This window comes from bacterium, assembly GCA_016873475.1.
Classification (GTDB): domain Bacteria; phylum Krumholzibacteriota; class Krumholzibacteriia; order JACNKJ01; family JACNKJ01; genus VGXI01.
Genome location: VGXI01000018.1, coordinates 1 through 17,101, shown reverse-complemented (window position 1 = coordinate 17,101; position 17,101 = coordinate 1). Strand labels below are relative to the sequence as shown.

The 17,101-nt window shown below is 70.2% G+C and carries 12 protein-coding genes; 7 read left to right on the top strand and 5 right to left on the bottom strand.

Features of this window, described 5'->3' with window-relative positions; translation table 11 throughout:
- Positions 1-3 precede the first annotated feature (3 nt).
- Positions 4-1,389, top strand: a complete 1,386-nt coding sequence (gene lpdA / locus FJ251_03085) for a dihydrolipoyl dehydrogenase (protein ID MBM4116712.1) — start codon at positions 4-6, stop codon at positions 1,387-1,389.
- Positions 1,386-2,759 (top strand): MATE family efflux transporter, encoded by a 1,374-nt coding sequence (locus FJ251_03080; protein MBM4116711.1) that lies wholly within the window; start codon positions 1,386-1,388, stop codon positions 2,757-2,759. Before lpdA ends, FJ251_03080 begins: the two co-directional genes overlap by 4 nt.
- A 2-nt stretch (positions 2,760-2,761) precedes the next feature.
- Here the strand turns inward: FJ251_03080 and FJ251_03075 are convergent, their stop codons facing one another.
- The 3 genes from FJ251_03075 to FJ251_03065 all read right to left on the bottom strand — a co-directional run bounded on the left by FJ251_03075 (position 2,762) and on the right by FJ251_03065 (position 5,300).
- Complete coding sequence (locus FJ251_03075; GenBank protein MBM4116710.1) at positions 2,762-3,145, bottom strand: peptide chain release factor-like protein; 384 nt, start codon at positions 3,143-3,145, stop codon at positions 2,762-2,764.
- Positions 3,135-3,431, bottom strand: a complete 297-nt coding sequence (locus FJ251_03070; GenBank protein MBM4116709.1) for a hypothetical protein — start codon at positions 3,429-3,431, stop codon at positions 3,135-3,137. The genes FJ251_03075 and FJ251_03070 overlap by 11 nt, the downstream gene beginning before the upstream one ends.
- 390 nt (positions 3,432-3,821) lie before the next feature.
- Positions 3,822-5,300 (bottom strand): MFS transporter, encoded by a 1,479-nt coding sequence (locus FJ251_03065; GenBank protein MBM4116708.1) that lies wholly within the window; start codon positions 5,298-5,300, stop codon positions 3,822-3,824.
- Positions 5,301-5,558: 258 nt separating this feature from the next.
- Here FJ251_03065 and FJ251_03060 point away from each other — a divergent pair, with 258 nt between their 5' ends.
- From FJ251_03060 to FJ251_03050, 3 genes are read left to right on the top strand one after another with little or no spacing between them, the layout of a single operon-like run.
- The gene (locus FJ251_03060; protein MBM4116707.1) at positions 5,559-6,929 is read left to right on the top strand and encodes a hypothetical protein; all 1,371 of its coding nucleotides are present in this window, start codon (positions 5,559-5,561) and stop codon (positions 6,927-6,929) included.
- 42 nt (positions 6,930-6,971) lie between these two features.
- Entirely contained in the window at positions 6,972-8,240 is a 1,269-nt protein-coding gene (locus FJ251_03055) for an ROK family transcriptional regulator (protein ID MBM4116706.1), read from the top strand.
- Complete coding sequence (locus FJ251_03050) at positions 8,237-9,052, top strand: glycoside hydrolase family 16 protein (GenBank protein MBM4116705.1); 816 nt, start codon at positions 8,237-8,239, stop codon at positions 9,050-9,052. Before FJ251_03055 ends, FJ251_03050 begins: the two co-directional genes overlap by 4 nt.
- 12 nt (positions 9,053-9,064) lie before the next feature.
- Here the strand turns inward: FJ251_03050 and FJ251_03045 are convergent, their stop codons facing one another.
- Positions 9,065-12,199 (bottom strand): glycosidase, encoded by a 3,135-nt coding sequence (locus tag FJ251_03045; protein ID MBM4116704.1) that lies wholly within the window; start codon positions 12,197-12,199, stop codon positions 9,065-9,067.
- A 32-nt stretch (positions 12,200-12,231) separates the two neighbouring features.
- The gene (locus FJ251_03040) at positions 12,232-13,602 is read right to left on the bottom strand and encodes a beta-glucosidase (protein ID MBM4116703.1); all 1,371 of its coding nucleotides are present in this window, start codon (positions 13,600-13,602) and stop codon (positions 12,232-12,234) included.
- 170 nt (positions 13,603-13,772) lie between these two features.
- On the opposite strand from FJ251_03040, the gene FJ251_03035 reads away from it, so the two are divergent.
- Entirely contained in the window at positions 13,773-14,741 is a 969-nt protein-coding gene (locus tag FJ251_03035; protein MBM4116702.1) for a hypothetical protein, read from the top strand.
- 64 nt (positions 14,742-14,805) lie between these two features.
- A partial coding sequence (locus tag FJ251_03030; GenBank protein MBM4116701.1) for a hypothetical protein occupies positions 14,806-17,101 on the top strand: 2,296 nt, incomplete at its 3' end.

Here is a 17,101-nt window from a genome sequence, read left to right as displayed (position 1 = left end):
GAGATCCAGCGGCACGATCTCGTCATCATCGGCGCCGGGCCGGGCGGCTACGTGGCGGCCCTGCGCGCGGCGCAGCTCGGCATCGAGGTGGCCTGCGTCGAGAAGGAGCCCGCGCTCGGCGGCACCTGCCTGCGCGTGGGCTGCGTGCCGAGCAAGGCCCTGCTCGAATCGAGCCTCTACTTCGCGCGGGCCAAGGCGGGCCTGGCCGAGCACGGCGTGCAGCTCGGGCGCGTGAGCCTCGATCTCGCCGCCATGATGACGCGCAAGGACGCGGTGGTGAAAGGCCTCACGGACGGCATCGCCGAGCTGTTCAAGCGCCGCGGCGTGACGCGCTACGCGGGCGCGGCCCGCTTCACGGCGCCCGGTGGGCTGCTCGTCACAGGCGATGACGGCGAGCAGCGGCTCGTCGCGCAGCGCGCGATCATTGCCACCGGCAGCCGCGCGGGCGCGCTCCCCGGCGTGGAGCTGGATGGCGACCGGATCGGCACCAGCACGGAGGCGCTCGCCTGGAGCGAGGTGCCGGGCGAGCTCGTCGTCATCGGCGCCGGCGCCATCGGCCTCGAGCTGGGCTCGGTCTGGTCGCGCCTGGGCGCCAAGGTCACCGTGCTCGAGTACCTGGACCGCGTGCTGCCCGGCATGGACCTCGAGATCGCCCGCGAGACGCAGCGCCTGCTCAAGAAGCAGGGCCTGGCCTTCAAGCTGAGCGCGCGGGTCACGGGCGCGAGGCTCGTGAAGGGCCGGCCCGAGGTGGCGCTGGAGGGCGGCGAGACGATCCGCTGCGATCGCGTGCTGCTCGCGACGGGCCGCGTGCCGAACACCGAGGGCCTGGGCCTTGCGGCCATCGGCCTCGCCACGGACGAGCGGGGGCGAATCCCCGTCGGCGCGCACTTCGCGACCGGCGTGCCGGGCGTCTTCGCGATCGGCGATGTGATCGCCGGGCCGATGCTGGCGCACAAGGCCGAGGAGGAGGGCATCGCCTGCGTTGAGGCGATGGCCGGGCGCGCGGCACACCTGAACTACGACACGATTCCGGGTGTCGTCTACACGCACCCCGAGGCGGCGGGCGTGGGCAAGACGGAAGAGGACCTCAAGGGCGCCGGCACGCCCTACAAGAAGGGCGTCTTCCATTTCAGAGCCAACAGCCGCGCGCGGGCGATCGCCGAGATCGACGGCCGCGTGAAGGTGCTCGCCCACGGCGAGACCGACCGCGTGCTCGGCGTGCACATCGTCGGCCCGCTGGCCGGCGAGCTGATCGCCGAGGCCGCCGTGGCGATGGCCTTCGGCGCCAGCGCCGAGGACATCGCGCGCGCCTGCCATGCCCACCCGACGCTCGCAGAGGCGATCAAGGAGGCGGCGCTCGCGGTGGACGAGCGGGCCATCCACGCGTGAGCCGCCCGGGGGGAGGGGTCAAGCCGCCGGCCGACTACACCGAAGGCAGCGTGCTCGGCGCGGTCGCGCGCATGGGCCTGCCCTCGATGATCGGCTTCGCCGCCACCTCGGTCTACGACATCGTCAACATGCTCTGGGTGAGCCGCCTGCCCGGCGCGCCCGTGGCGGCGATCACCTTCTTCTTCCCCTTCTACTGGCTGCTCTCCTCGGTGAACCAGGTGGCGGGCTCGGGCTCGGTGGCGATGATCTCGCGCCGCTACGGCGAGCGCGACTACGCGGGCGCCGAGGCCGCGATCAAGGACGCCATCCTGCTCAAGGTGCTGCTCGCCCTCGCGGTGGGCCTGCCGGGCAACTTGATCCTCGCACAGGGCCTGCGCCTGGTGGGCACTACGCCCGAGGCCTGGGATCAAGCGATGGCCTACGGGCAGGTCATGCTGCTCGGCCTCGCGGCCAACTTCTCGAGCTACACGATGTTCACGGCGCTGCGCAGCGTCGGCGAGCCGCGCTGGTCGATGGTCCTGATGCTCTGCGGCGTCCTGCTCAACGTCGTGCTCGACCCGCTGCTCATCTTCGGCCTCGGGCCGCTGCCGGCCCTCGGCGTGCGCGGGGCGGCGATCGCCAGCATCATCGCCTACACCTGCACTTCGATCGGCGGGCTGGTAATCTTCATCAGCGGGCGCGGCAACGTGCGCGTGCGCCTGCGCGGCGGGCCGCCCTTCTCGTGGCGACGCATGGGCCGCATGCTGGCGATCGGCCTGCCCTCGGGGTTGAGTTCCTTCTCCTTCTCGCTCGGCCGCACCGTGCTGATGCCCTGGATCGCCGTCTACGGCACGGCGGTGGTGGCGGCCTACGGCGTCGCCATGCGCCTGGCCGGCTTCGGCATCATGCTGATCGTGGGGATGGGCCTCGGCCTCTCCGCCCTGATCGGCCAGACCCTCGGCGCCGGCAAGCAGGAGCGCACCTGGGCGGTGGCGCTGCGCTCGTTGCAGTTCGGCGCGGGCGCGATGGCGATCTACGGCACGCTGCTGCTCATCGGTGCGCCCTGGATCGCGCGCGCCTTCTTCCCCGGCGGGCCCGAGCTCGAGGCGACGATCACCACCCTGCGCGTGCTCGCGCTCGGCCTGCCCTTCAACGGGCTCGGCATCATGCTCGACATGACCTGTTCGGGCGCCGGCGAGACCCGCGTACCGCTCGCCTTCAACCTGCTGCACACCTGGGTGCTGCAGGTGCCGGGGGTCTACCTCGTCGCGCGGGTGCTCGAGCTGCCCTACGCGGCGGTCTGGTGGGCGATCACGTTGGCGCTCGCGATCCCGCCCCTGATCTTCTGGCAGTACTTCCGCACGCGGCGCTGGATGCAGCGCGCGGTCTAGGCTCAGTCCTCGCCCGGCCGGCCGCGCAGGCGCTTGCGCTCGCCCTGGCGGCGCTTCGCCTCGAGGCGGCGCTGGCGCACGCCCGCAGGCACGGCGGTGGGCCGCCGGCGCTTGGGCTTGTGGTTGAGCAGGGCGAGGCGCGCGACGAGCCGCTCCATCGCGAGCTTGCGGTTGCGCAGCTGCGAGCGGTGCTCGGTGGCGAGCACGGTCACGCCGCTGGGCGGATGGTGGAGGCGCACGGCGCTGTCGGTCGTGTTGCGATGCTGCCCGCCCGGGCCCGAGGCGCGGTACACCGTGATCTCCACCTCGCTGGCCAGCACCTCGGGGTCGGTGCTGTAGGGCGGCGGGCGGCGAGGGCCGGGTGGCGCGGCATCTTCAGGCGCCATCGCCCGCCTCGCGCGCGATCTCGCCGAGCAGTCGGATGGACTCCACGCCCGCCAGCGGCAACTCCAGGCGCAGCGCCTTCGGGAAGACGCCGTAGGCCGCGGCCTTGGCGAGGTACTCGGCGCGGGTGCCCGGGTCCTCGCCCTCGCGGTGCCAGCCCGCATCGAGGAGCAGGATGCGATCCGCGCGCAGGTCGTCGCAGCGGCCGATGTAGGCGGCCTCGGCCGTGAGGACGACCACGGTCATGCCGTGCAGGGCGTCGCGGTCGTGGTGGAAGGTGCGCTGCATGCTGGCCTCCGATCGCAGGCCCCAGGATCGAACAGGTGGACGAGCCGCGCAAGTCGCCGGTCCCGAAAAAGAAGGGGCCCCGCCGAATGGCGGGGCCCGGAATCGGTCGGCATCGGTGACGTTGGGTTTCCCCGCCGGGCGGGGGTGATTCCCAAGTCAGCGGTGACGAGGGGAAGGCCCGTGGTTACGGGGACGTCACCTCCGCCAAGCCGCTACAGTCTGAACTCACTGGACCACCTCCTTTTCCGGGCGAACCGGAATTCGGTGAGACCCACCTCACCCGGTCCCTCGACCGCCCTCGTCGTCGGGACCGCCGCAGCGACTGCGGATGGATACCTGTCCACAATGATCGGGCATTTCGGCGCCGAATCCAAGGAAAAAAGCGGCCAGCTAGGCGGCGGGAGCCGCCTCCGCCCGGCCGCGCCGCTCCTCGAGCTCGCGGCGCACTCGGTTGGCGGTCTGCTCCGTGATCGGGTAGGCCGCCACGGCCCAGATCGCGATGGCCGAGGCGATCACCGGAATGCCGGCATCGCAGAGGCGCATCAGCGTGATCGTGCGGCTTGCCTGCGCCCCGCCCAGCGCGACATCGAAGCCCGTCGCGTTGAGCAGGTAGCCGCCGCCGGCCAGGGCCGCTGCCATGCCGAGCTTGACCATGAACCAGAAGATGGAGCCGTACATCCCTTCGCGCCGCTGGTGAGTCTTCAGCTCGTCGGTGTCGACGACGTCGGCCACCATCGCCGGCACGAGCGTGAACAGCCCCCCGAGTCCAAAGGCCAGCAGCGGCGCGGGCAGGAGCACGAGCAGCGGCTGCTCGGGATTGTAGCAGATCCACTTCAGCGCGTAGCCCAGCATCGAGATGCCCGTCGAGACGAAGAAGGCGCGGCGCTTGCCCACCTTGGTACCCAGCCAGGCGATCAGCGCCACGACGCCGAAGGTGCACAGGCCGCCGACCGTGCCGGCATAGCCGGCGTACTTGGCCCCCAGCGCCTGGTCGCCGCCGCAGACGTAGTAGATGATGACGTAGTACTGGAAGGACGAGATGAGGATGAAGCCGTTGAAGACGAGGAAGGTCGCCAGGCAGAGCTTCTGGAAGGGACGGGAAGACAGGGTGATGCCGAAGCTGCGGAAGAAGCCGCCGACGCCGCGGTAGCTCGCGGACTCCCCTCCGGCCAAAGCAGCGGCCCTGGCGGCGGCGGCCTCGCGAGCGGCCAGGTCCTGCATGCGCTCGCGCAGGAAGATCGCCGGGAGCACGCCCAGCCCCGCCGCCACCAACCCGACCAAGATCGCCAGCCCCGCCGCGCCGGCCACCTGGTCGCGGAAGAGCACCGTATTCGTCATGAACCAGAGGAACCAGGGCGAGATGATGTAGGCGTACTGGCCGATGAAGTTCTGCGTGCCCATCAGGCGGGTGCGCTCGTGGTAGTCCGGCGTGAGCTCGTAGCCGAGCGCGACCCAGGGCGTCGCGAACACCGTGTAGCCGCCGTAGAAGAGGATCGAACCCGTGAGGAAGAAGATGAAGTAGAAGGTGTCGCTGTGCCCGCGGGGCAGCTGCCAGAGCAGGGCGAAGATCAGCGCCGCGCTGATCGCCCCCCAGAAGATGTAGGGCCGGCGCCGCCCCCAGCGGCTCCGCGTGTTGTCGGAGATGAAGCCCATGATCGGGTCGGTGATCGCGTCGGTCAGGCGCGGCAGGGCACCCAGAAGGCCAACCAGCGCCGGGTTCATCCCGAGCCCGAGATTGAGGACGATCATCATGCCGCCGCTGGCAGCCGCGAGGATGTTGTTGACGAAGGCGCCGGCGCCGTAGGCGAGCCGCTGCGAGAAGCGGATGCGGTCCTCGGGCGCTGTCCGCGCGTGGCTGGAGTCGCTCATTGGACCACCTCTCGGCTGGGACGCGGCAGGCGCCTGGCGGGCGGCTACTCCACTTTGTACGATATCCGAACTAAGTATCCGGAAATGGCATTCATGTCAAGGACTTTGCAGCCGGCGCCGACCCGCTCGGCCGGTCCGGGCGAAGCGCTTGACATGCTGGGTGGAATGCAGCAAGCTTTGATCGGAATCCGTACAAAGTAGCCGGCCCTCGCGCCGGTCCTGCGCGTGTGCATTCGCCCTCTGTCGCGGAGGCTTCCCGTGCGCCAGACTCTCTCGATTGCCCTTGGCGTGTTTGCCCTGATGGCCATGGGCGGCCTGCTCGGCTGCAGCGAGCGGGACCTGTCCGAACTCAAGCTCGCCCCGATCAACGACGACCCGGTCGTCTTCGCCGACACCTTCGGCGACGGAGTGGACTACCAGGCCTTCCAGGGTTCGGTCTTCACCGCGGTGAGCATCGACGCCAGCGTGGCCTTCGCGGGCAGCGCCTCGCTCAAGATCATCGTCCCGGGGCCGGATGAGGAGGGTGGCACTTACGCTGGCGGAGCCTTCACGAGCAGCGACTACCGCGACCTCTCGAGCTACGACGCCCTCGTCTTCTACGCCAAGTCGAGCATCAACTCGACGCTCAATGTCGCTGGCCTGGGCAACGACAACACGGGCACCTCCCTCTACGAGGCGCAGCGGCAGGCCATCCCGCTGACCACGGACTGGTCCTTGGTCGTCGTGCCCATCCCCGATCCGGCGCGTCTCGGGCTGGAGCGCGGGCTCTTCTTCTTCGCCGAAGGCCACGAGAACAATCTCGGCTTCACCCTCTGGTTCGACGAGGTCCGCTTCACGCGCCTGGGCACGATCACCAGCCCGCGCCCGGCGATGGGGAGCCGGAGCGTCGGGACCTTCGTGGGCGCCTCGCTGACGGCCGAAGGGACCGGCGTCACCTTCGCGGTGAACGGCCAGGACGTCGAGGTCGTGCACTCGCCTCGCTACTTCGACTACTTCTCCTCGGACGAGAGCGTCGCTGCGATCGCCGGCGCCGAGATCCGCGCCGTGGGCGCCGGCACCGCCACGGTCACGGCCAAGCTCGACACGATCCCGGTCGTCGGCAGCATCGCCCTGGAGGTGGTCGCGCCGCCCACCGAGCCGGCCCCCACGCCCACCGAGCCGTCCGCGGAGGTGATCTCGCTCTTCAGCGACGCCTACACCGACGTGCCCGTCGACACCTGGCGCGCCACCTGGAGCCAGTGCGGTCCCGTGTCGGATTTCATCATCGACGGCGACCACGCCAAGGTCTACACCGGCCTCATCTATGCCAAAATCGAGTTCGTCTCCCAGCTCATCGACGCCACGGACATGACGCATGTGCGCATGGACGTCTGGGCGCCGGAAGGCACGATCTTCCGGGTCAAGCTCGTCGACTTCGGCGAAGACGGCATCTACAACCTGCCGATCGACCAGTCGGAGCTCACGTTCAACGCGGCGACGGATCCGGCCTTCGTGCCCGGTCAGTGGTCGGTCCTCGACATCCCGCTGGCGAACTACACCCTGCAGAGTCGGGCGCACCTGGCGCAGATCGTCATCTCCTCGCCCAATGCGCGCACCGTATTCGTGGACAACGTGCTCTTCCACCGCTAGCCTGGCGCGCGAGGCCTGCGAGGCAATCGAAGCGAGGACGGCGTGAACGACAACGGATTGCGATGGAAGGGCGTGCGGCGAGAGGATCCGGATCGGCCGCGCCCGCTCGCGGACGCCATCCTGCGCCTGGTCTGGCAGCAGCAGCGCATCTCACGGGCCGAGATCGCTCAGCAGACGCGCCTGTCGCGCTCGACCGTCTCCGAGATCATCGCCGAACTGCTGCCGACGGGGCTGGTCACCGAGGTCGGCATCGGCGAGTCGCGGGGCGGCCGCCGGCCGATCATCCTCGAGTTCCGTGACGATGCCGCCGTGATCCTCGGCGTCGACATGGGCGCCAACCACGTGAGCGTGGCGCTGACCGACCTGCGCGGCCGCATTCTCGCCTGGCGGAGCCAGGGCCACCCAGTGCGCACGGATCCCCCCGGCGCGCGCGCCCTGATCGGCGAGCTCTGCGGGGCCTGTCTGCAGGAAGCCGCCGGCAGGCGGCCGCTTGTCGGCATCGGCGTGGCGGTGCCCAGCCCCGTCGATCCCTCGCGGCCCGACCGACTGTCGGAAGTGGTCCTGCCGGCCTGGACCGGCCGCTTGGGCCTCGAACCGCTCAGCGAGCGTCTCGGCGCGCCGCTCATGGTCGACAACGACGCCAATCTCGGCGCCCTGGCCGAGCACGCTTGGGGCGCGGGCCGCGGCGTCGAGGACTTCGCCTACATCAAGGTGGCGACCGGCGTCGGCTGCGGCTACGTGATCAACGGCGACGTCTATCGCGGTGCGACCGGCGTCGCCGGCGAAATCGGCCACCTGGCGATCGCAGCGCAGGGCAAGCCTTGCGTCTGCGGGCTGCGCGGCTGCCTGGCCACCCTCGTCGGCGCCGAGGCGCTCGTCGATCGCGCCGGCGAGTTGCTCGCCGAGCACCCGACGAGCAGCCTGGCGGGCCGTCCCCTCACCAGCGCCGACATCGAGAGCGCGGCCCTGGCCGGCGATCCGCTTGCGCGCCGCGTCGCCGCCGAGGCCGCCGAGTCCCTGGGCATCGCCGTGGCGGGACTGCTCAATCTCATGAATCCCTCGATGGTCGTCCTCGGCGGCGATCTCGCCGGCCTCGGCGAATTGCTTCTGGCCCCCGTGCGCGAGACCGTCCGGCGGCGCACCCTGGTCAGCTTGGTGGCGGCCGCCGAGCTGCGCACGAGCGAGCTCGGCCCCCCTGCCGTGGCCATCGGCGCCGCGACGATGGTACTCAAGGAGGCGCTCGCGGACTCGCGCTTGCTGGCTGCGGTCGAGGCGGCGCCCGGGCGGGTCGCCGGGGGAAGCGGCGCATGAGCGCGCCATTGCTGCGGCCGGCACTCCTCGGCAGCGCGCTGGCCCTCGCCCTGGCCGGGGGCGGCTGCTCATCCTCGAACACGGAGCCGGGCGAGATGAAACTGCTCTGGGCTGACGAGTTCGACGGTCCGGCCGGGCAGCTTCCCGCTGCCAGCCGCTGGCGTTTCGACATCGGCACGGACTGGGGCAACGACCAGCTCGAGTACGACACCGATCGCCCGGAGAACGTCGCCCTCGACGGCGCGGGCAACCTGGCAATCGTCGCCCGCGCGGAGAGCTACGAGGGAAGCGCCTACACCTCCGGCCGCATCAACACCCGCGGCCTCTTCGCACAGGCGCGCGGCCGCTTCGAGGCGAGGCTGAAGATGCCCGTCGGGCGGGGCCTCTGGCCGGCCTTCTGGCTGCTGGGCAACAACTACGAGACCGTCGGCTGGCCAGCCTGCGGCGAGATCGACATCATGGAGTACCGCGGCCAGGCGCCGAACACCGTGCACGGCAGCCTGCACGGTCCCGGCTACTCGGGCGGCAGTGCGATCTCCGGGCACTTCATCCTGCCCGGCAACGGTTTCGACGCCGACTTCCACGTCTTCACCGTCGAGTGGGACGCCACGGGCATCACCTGGCTCGTGGACGGCCTGGTCTACCAGCGGCGCGGGCCGGCGGACCTGCCGGCGGGCGCACCCTGGGTCTTCGACCACCCCTTCTTCATCATCCTGAATCTGGCCGTGGGCGGCAATTTTGTCGGCGCCCCCGACGCGTCGACGCAGTTCCCCCAGACCCTCCTCGTCGACTGGGTGCGCGTCTACGGCTAGGACTGTGCCTCGCTAGAGCGACAGGTGCAGGTAGGTCCCGATCTCCCACTCCGAACCGTTCGGGTAGCCGGCCAGCGCATCGCCGCCCGTCGGGCTGTAGCGCGGCGAGTAGACATCCAGCGAGCGCCAGCTCGCGCGCACGCCGAAGCGAGTCTGCGGGTAGCCGAACCAGCGCGGCGCGCCGAGCGTGTAGCTGAGATCGCCCATGAGCTGCAGCGGATAGGTCAGGTTGAAATCCCGGTGGTAGTCGTAGGGCCCCCAGTCGTCGACCTTCAGGAAGCTCGCGAAGGCCAGCGGACCGTGCGTGATCCGCGCGTCGGCGCCGTAGCGGTGGATGAAGCGATTGAGCACCTCGTTCGCCGCCGTCGGATCCCAGCCGTTCGGCTCCACCATCCCGCCGTAGACGTTCGCCACGAGCCGCGTCTGCGCGCCCAGTCGCGAGGCGATGCGCGAGCGCAGTTCCCAGAGCGACTGCGCGGGCGGCGCCGCCGCGAAGGCGTAGATCGTCCTGCCGTCCTCGGCGACGAAGTTCGAAGCGTCCTGCGTCGTCTTCTGGTCGCGGTAGACGAAGCCGAGCGAAGCGGCCAGGCGGGCGTCCTCGCGGACCTCGTTGTCCCAGGCCCAGAACCAGGTGGCCGGCGTGGGGTCGTAGGTGATGAGCAGCTCGGCGCCGACGGTCTCGCGGTTGGCGCGCACGGCGAACGGATCATCGAGCACGTTGCGCGGACGACCGGGGGCCGGCACGTCGCCGGGCATCGGTCCCACCCAGGGCTTCTGCCACAGGACATTCGGTCCGAACTGGAAGTCGCCGAATGCGACGGTCAAGCCGGTGAGGAGATTGCGCTGGTTGCCGGACCCGGTGTCCTTGAGCGACCAGCCCGTGTAGGTGATCACCTCGGTGGGGCCGGCGTCGGCGACCAGGCCCATGCTGGCGCCCTGCCCGTACCAGAGCCAGCGCCCATGCGCGAAGGTCAGCTTGGCCTTCACGCCGAAGGTGTCGCTGTCGCGAACCGTGTCCTGGAGGATGCGATAGCCCGTCGCCGTTTCGTCGGCAATCTGGAAGGTCTGGTCGAGCTTCGTGCTGCCGGCCCAGAGGCCACCCAGCTCGATGCCGAGCTTGCCGCGCGTCGTTGCGATCTGCAGCGCGAGCTTGCGCGTCTCCGGCAGCGGGATGGCGATCGAGGAGTTCACCGCCGACTGCGGCGCGATGTCCTCGTGGTAGATCACCGTAGTGCTCAGGCGACCGAGCTGGCGCTGGAGCTTGAGGAGGACGGCCGGGTTCGCGCCCCACCAGAGCTGCGGGCCGAAGGCCAGCTTCAGCCCCGCGAGCTGGCGCTTGCCGGCGATCTCCACGCCCAGCGGCGCCATGCCGTTGTAGATGTCGATGTTCTCGCCGTAGTAGGCGTTCCGGTAGAGGCCGAAGAAGTCTCCCTCGAAGCCCCAGTGCAGGTGACCCGTGCGGTAGAAGCCGGCAAGCTGGAACCAGCGGTCGTCCCAGCTGAGGGCGGCGTTGTGAACGCGGACCCGCTCCAGCGATTCGAGCGCGAGTTCCTCGCCGCCCAGGTTCACCGTGCGCGCGCGGCCACGGTTCTCGTAGAAGATCTCGTTGATCGGATTCACGGGCACGTTGCCCAGCACGTTCACCGACACGCTACCCTGCACGCTCTCGGCCGGGCGCGCCTCGGCGTCGAGGTAGAAGGACTGCAGGTGGTCGAAGCCGCGGAAGGCCGGGTAGCCGTCGCCCAGCTGGCCTGCGGGCGGCGTGCTCGTGCGCTCGCCGCCCGTGTTGAAGGTCTCCATCTCCACGCGCAGGCCCGCGAGGCGGACGCGATCGCCGGTCTCGTTCGCCAGGGCCGCGCGGTCGCCGCGCGCCTGCACCTCGGCCGCGAGCGGACGGATGGCCCCGAAGTGCGCGGCGATGGCGGCCAGATCGGTGCCGGGCCCGTAGGGATCGAGGGCGAAGGCCTGGCGCAGGACGTAGTAGGCCGCCCGCGGGTAGACCGCGTAGAGGCCGCGGTGGTCGGGGCGGCCCTTGGCCGTGATCCCCCACCACTCCTCGTTCATGTTGTTCTCGCCCTCCTGGTAGTCCTCGACGTAGCCGCCATTGGGCCACGAAGCGTGCGTGTCGTGGACATCCAGGCGCTCTTCCTGGCGATACTTCCACCAGCCATCGCTCCACTGGAAGACCAGTCCCCCGATGGCATTGCCCGTGCGACCCTTGCCCGCGGATTGCTCGTAGAGCTCTCGCCACTGGCCGACCAGGTAGCGGGCTTGCGTGGCCTGGTCTTCGCTCAGCGTGCGGGCGTTGTAGGCATCGGCGCCGAACTCGGTGAGCAGCACCGGGATGCCCAGCTTCTCGCGCACCACGTCGAAGAGGTCACGCACCGAGATGCCGCGGTAGACGTTGGTGCCGAGGACGTCGAGGTCACGGCACTTCTCGGCGATGATGTCGATGTACTGGATGTCGCCGTTGGCGATCGCCACTGGGTGATTGCCGTCCAGCTGCTTGATCGCCGTCGTGATCTCGCCGAACAGCGAGTAGAGATGGCGGGCCCGCGCCGCCTCGCGTTCGCCGGCCGGCAGGGCCTCGATCTCGAAGGAGGACCAGCTGAGCCCGTAGTTGTTCTCGTTGCCGAGCAGCCACATCAGGAGGCCGGGCGTGCCCCGATACTCCTCGACCAGGGCCAAGATCTCGGCCTTGACCGCCGCGCGCAGGCGGGGATCCGAGTAGTCGACGCTGGGGATCCACACGCCGTCCAACGTGTAGCCGTAGCGCGCCATCGTGTGGTTGAGCACGGTGTAGATGCCGTAGTGCTCGTAAATGTAGGCCAGCCAGCGCGGGGGGATGCCCACGTACTGACGGATGGCGTTGACGCCGAGCTCCTGCAGGAGCGGCATTTCGCGCGCGAGGGCGTCGATGATCAGCGCATCGGGCTGGTTCCAGAGGCTGTAGTTGTAGTTCTCGCCGATCGGCACGTAGTCCCAGTTCATGCCCAGGACCATGAAGTCGCGGCCGTCGACCTGCAGGCGCTGCCCGCCCCCATCCGAGACGACGCGCACCGCCTGGGCGCCGGCGGTGCCCGCGCCCAGCGCGAGGAGGAGGGTGAGCCAGAGGACGCCGGCGAAGCGGCGACGCGGCGAGGACATCGGTTCCATGGTCAAGGCTTCCTCCTTGCCGTTCAGGGTGCTGCGCCAGCAGCCACGGCCTGGGCGGCGATCGTTTCGCGATACCAGAAGGCACTATCCTTGGGCGTGCGCTCGCCGGTGGCGAAGTCGACGCCGAAGAGCCCGAAGCGCTTCGTGTAGCCCTGATTCCACTCGAAGTTGTCGAGCAGCGTCCAGGCGAAGTAGCCGGCGAGCGGCACGCCGGACGAGAGGGCTTGGTGCGCCGCGACGAGGTGCTCGCGCAGGTAGCTCACGCGCCGAGGATCGGCGATGCGACCGCCGGCCGCCGGGGGATCGGCGAAGGCAGCCCCGTTCTCCGTGATGTAGAGCGCCGGCGGCGCGTACTCGCGCACGAGGCGCTGCAGGACGGACGCCAGGCCCTCGGGATGGACCTCCCAGCCCATCTCCGTCAGCTCGGCGGGCGGCGCCGCAGGCACGGCGCGCGGCTGCCCGTCCTGCCCCGCGGTCACGATCGTCCGGCCGTAGTAGTTGACGCCGAGGTAGTCGAGCGGCGCGCTGATGCGTGCGAGATCGCCCTCGGCGAGGAAGGGCAGCTCGCCGGCGGGCAGGTGGCCGCGGCGCACGCGGTCGGCAATCGCATCCGCCGGATAGCGACCACGAAAGAGCGGATCCAGGTACCAGCGGTTGAAGAGGCCGTCGAACTGCCGCGCGGCGTCGCGGTCGGCCTCGCTGTCCGTGGCCGGCCAGCCCGGCGAGAGATTGAGGACGATGCCCACCTGCGCTCCCGGCGCCACGGCCCGGATCCGTTCGGCGGCCAGGCCGTGCGAGAGCAGCAGGTGATGAGCGGCGCGCAGGCCGTCCTGGGGATTGCGGCCGCCAGGTGCGTGCGCGCCCTCCTCGTAGCCGAGCGTGGCCACGCACCATGGCTCGTTGTGGGTCACCCAGAAGCGCACGCGATCGCCGAGCCGGCGGGCCACCTGATCCGCGTAGTCGGCGAAGGCGAAGGCCGTCGCGCGCGCGGGCCAGCCACCCGCATCCTGGAGAGCCTGCGGGAGGTCCCAGTGATTGAGCGTCAGGTAGGGCGTGATGCCCGCGCCCAGCAGCGCGTCGACCAGCCGCGAGTAGAAGTCGAGGCCGGCGGCATGCGCGGGGCCGCGGCCGGTGGGCAGGACGCGTGGCCAGGCGGTCGAGAAGCGATAGGCGTTCACGCCGAGCCAGCGCAGCCGCTCCAGGTCCTCGCGCCAGCGACGGTAGTGATCGCAGGCCGGATCGGGCCGCGAGCCGTCGAGGACGCGCCCCGGCTCCGTCGCGAAGCGGTCCCAGATCGACTCCCCGCGCCCGTCCGCCCCTGCGGCGCCCTCGATCTGCTGGGCCGAGGTGGCCACGCCCCAGGCGAAGTCGGCGGGGAAGTTGAGGATTCCCATGGGGCTCGGCTCCCGGCGCCTGGCGACTCCCCGCAGCGCAGCCTGCAGGCCTTGGCCACGGAGAAAACCCTTTGTTCGGATGCCGAACATAGTGTAGGATTACCCACGTGGCTGTCAAGTTCTCTCTCTGACGGGGCCCTTGCCCCCCAACGAAAGGCCGGAACATGCGCATGCGAGCGATCGCGGGCGTGGCGGCCGCCCTCCTGATCAGCTTGCTCCCCGCCGCTGGTCTGGCGCTGGCGCCCTACGCCCAGGACTTCGAGGCTCTCGTCCAGTCGGACACCGGCGCCCTGGCCGACGACGGCTGGCTGGTCTACGGCAACGTCTTCACGGCCGGGGGAACCTACCTCTACGGCTACGGCCCCTTCCCCGCCCCGAACACCGGCGCCGCCTTCTGCGCGGTCGCGGCCGGCGAGGGCGGCACGGAGCAGGGCGCCCAGCAGCTCGTCGTCTTCAGCGACTACAACAACACCGACCATGCCCTTGGCCGGCTCATCGAGTCCAACGTCTTCCAGGAGCAGGTCGTGGCGGCAGGGGACGTGGATCTCGTCTGGCGCTTCGCCTTCCAGGCCAAGCGGGGCAATATCGCGGGCGCTTCGACCGCCCTGGCCTTCATCAAGACCCTCGACCCCAGCAACGGCTACGCGCTGACCAACTTCCTCACCGTGGACATGACGGCGATCCCGACCAGCTGGGGCGGCTACTCCCTGACGATCTCGATCGACCCCGACCTCGTCGGGCAGATCCTCCAGATCGGCTTCGCCAACAACGCCACGAACTACGTGGGCTCGGGCATCTTCTACGACAACATCGTCTGGGAGGTCATCGGCGAGGTGGACGCGCCTGCCGGGCCGCTGGCGGCCGCCGCTCGACTCGGTCAGAACTACCCGAATCCCTTCAACCCGACGACGCAGATCGAGTTCAGCCTCGCTGAGCCGGGACCGGTCGCGCTTGCCGTCTTCACGGTCGACGGACGGCAGATCGCCACCCTCCTGCAGGGCGAACAGGCGGCGGGCAGTCACCGCGTGGTCTGGAACGGCCTCACCGACGCGGGGCTGCCGGCGCCGAGCGGCCACTACCGCTACACGCTGACGACGGACAGCGGTCGCCTCTCGCGCAGCATGCTCCTGTTGAAGTAGACGCGGCTTCGCGCCGGGAGCCGCGCGCTGCGGCTCCCGGTGCCGCAATCCTGGACGGTGCCCCATGGAAGGTCGATCGCTGCGCACGCCCCTCGCCGCCTCGGCGCCCGCCGGGCCGCCCGCGCCGGCGGGCAGCTTCGTCACGCTGGACGGCGAGACGGTCTACCGCATCGCCGGCTTCCACCGCCTTGCGCCCTTCCTGATGAGCCTGGCCAGCGACACCGACCTCTGGCTGTTCATCGCCGCCAGCGGCGGGCTCACCGCCGGTCGTATCGACGCCGACGGCAGTCTCTTCCCCTACATCACCGCGGACCAGCTCTACGATGCCCACCGGCACACGGGGCCGCTGACCCTCGTCCGTGTCCCCCGCGCGCAGGGCGCGGCGGTCGTCTGGGAGCCCTTCGCCGACACCGACGCCGAGAGTCCGGCCGTCGAGAAAAACCTCTACAAGAACGTCCTCGGCAATCGGCTCGTCTTCGAGGAGATCCACCACGAGCTGGGACTCGCCTTCCGCTACCGCTGGGCCGGCTGCGACGAGTTCGGCTGGGTGCGCACGGCGACGCTGGAGAACAAGAGCCCCGCGCCCCTGCGGATCAGCCTCCTGGACGGCGTTCGCAACGTTCTCCCCTTCGGCGCGCCGCTTGCTCTCCACCAGCAGGCGAGCAATCTGGTCGAGGCCTACAAGAAGAGCGAGCTGGACGCGGCGACGGGTCTGGGCATCTTCGGACTCACCGCCGGCATCACGGACCGCGCGGAGGCGCTCGAGATGCTGCGCGCCAACACGGTCTGGTGCTGGGGCATCGAGCGCTTCCGAGGCTACCTCTCCCTCGGCGCCGCCAGCGCGTTCCGCCAGGGTCGCGCCCTGCCCGGCGAGAGCGTCCTCAACGGTCGCCGCGGCAACTACCTGCTCGGCTTCGATCTCGAACTCGCCCCCGGCCAGAGCAAGGACTGGCACCTCGTCCTGGACAGCGGCCGCGACCACGTGCAGATCGTCGCGCTGCGCCAGCGCCTGCTGGATGGTGAGGACCTCGGCGCCGGCCTCGTCGGCGCGCTGCGGCAGGCCAGCGAGAACCTGCGCGCCACCGTCGCCAGCGCCGACGGTCTCCAGCTCACGGGGCATCCCGAGTCCTCGGCCCACCACCTGGCGAACGTCCTGTTCAACAACATGCGCGGCGGCGTCTTCGCCGACGGTCACGCGGTGCCGCTCGCCGATTTCGAGGACTTCCTGCGCGTGCGCCAGCGGGCGGTGCAGGAGCGCCAAGCGGCGCGGCTCGCCGAGTGGCCGCCGACCTTGGACATCCAGGCGCTGCGCGCAGCGGCGCGCGCGAGTGGCGACGCCGACTTCGAGCGTCTCTGCCACGAGTACCTGCCGCTCACCTTCGGCCGCCGGCACGGCGACCCGAGCCGTCCCTGGAACCGCTTCTCCATCCGCATGCGCAACGACCAGGGCGAGCGGGTCTACTACTACGAGGGCAACTGGCGGGACATCTTCCAGAACTGGGAGGCCCTGGGCACGGCCTTCCCGGCCTTCCTGCCCAACATGGTCGCCAAGTTCGTCAACGCCTCGACGGTGGACGGCTTCAATCCCTACCGGATCACGCGCGACGGCGTGGACTGGGAAACGCCGGCCCCCAACGCACCCTGGAGCAACATCGGCTACTGGGGCGATCACCAGATCGTCTACCTGCTCCGCCTGCTCGAGGCCCTGCACGCCCACGACCCCGCCGCGCTCGGCGCGCTCCTCGACGCGGAGATCTTCAGCTACGCCGAGGTGCCCTATCGCCTGAAGCCCTACGCGGAGCTCCTGCGCGACCCCCGCGCGACGATCGAGTTCGACGCCGAGCGCGCGGCGCGCATCGCCGAGCGCGTCGCCCGCCTGGGTACGGACGGCAAGCTGCTGCTGGGCCCCGACGGCGCCGTGCAGCACGCGAACCTGCTCGAGAAGTTGCTCGTGCCCGCCCTCAGTAAGCTCTCGAATCTCGTTCCCGACGGCGGCATCTGGATGAACACCCAGCGGCCGGAGTGGAACGACGCGAACAACGCGCTCGCCGCAGGCGGCCTCTCGGTCGTCACGCTCTGCTACCTGCGACGCTATCTGGCCTTCCTCGCCGATCTGCTCGCCGAGCACACGGAGCGCACGCTGCCTGTGGCCGTCGAGGTCGTGGAGTGGTTCGAGCGGATCGCGAGCATTCTCGACAACGAGGAAGCGCTGCTCGCGGGCAGCGCGCTCACGCCCGGCGATCGCAAGCGCTTGCTCGACGCTGTCGGCAGCGCCTTCTCCAGCTACCGCGAAACGGTCTATCGGCAGGGTTTCTCGGCACGCCGCGGCCTCGCGTTGCAGCAGGGCGTCGCCTTCTGCG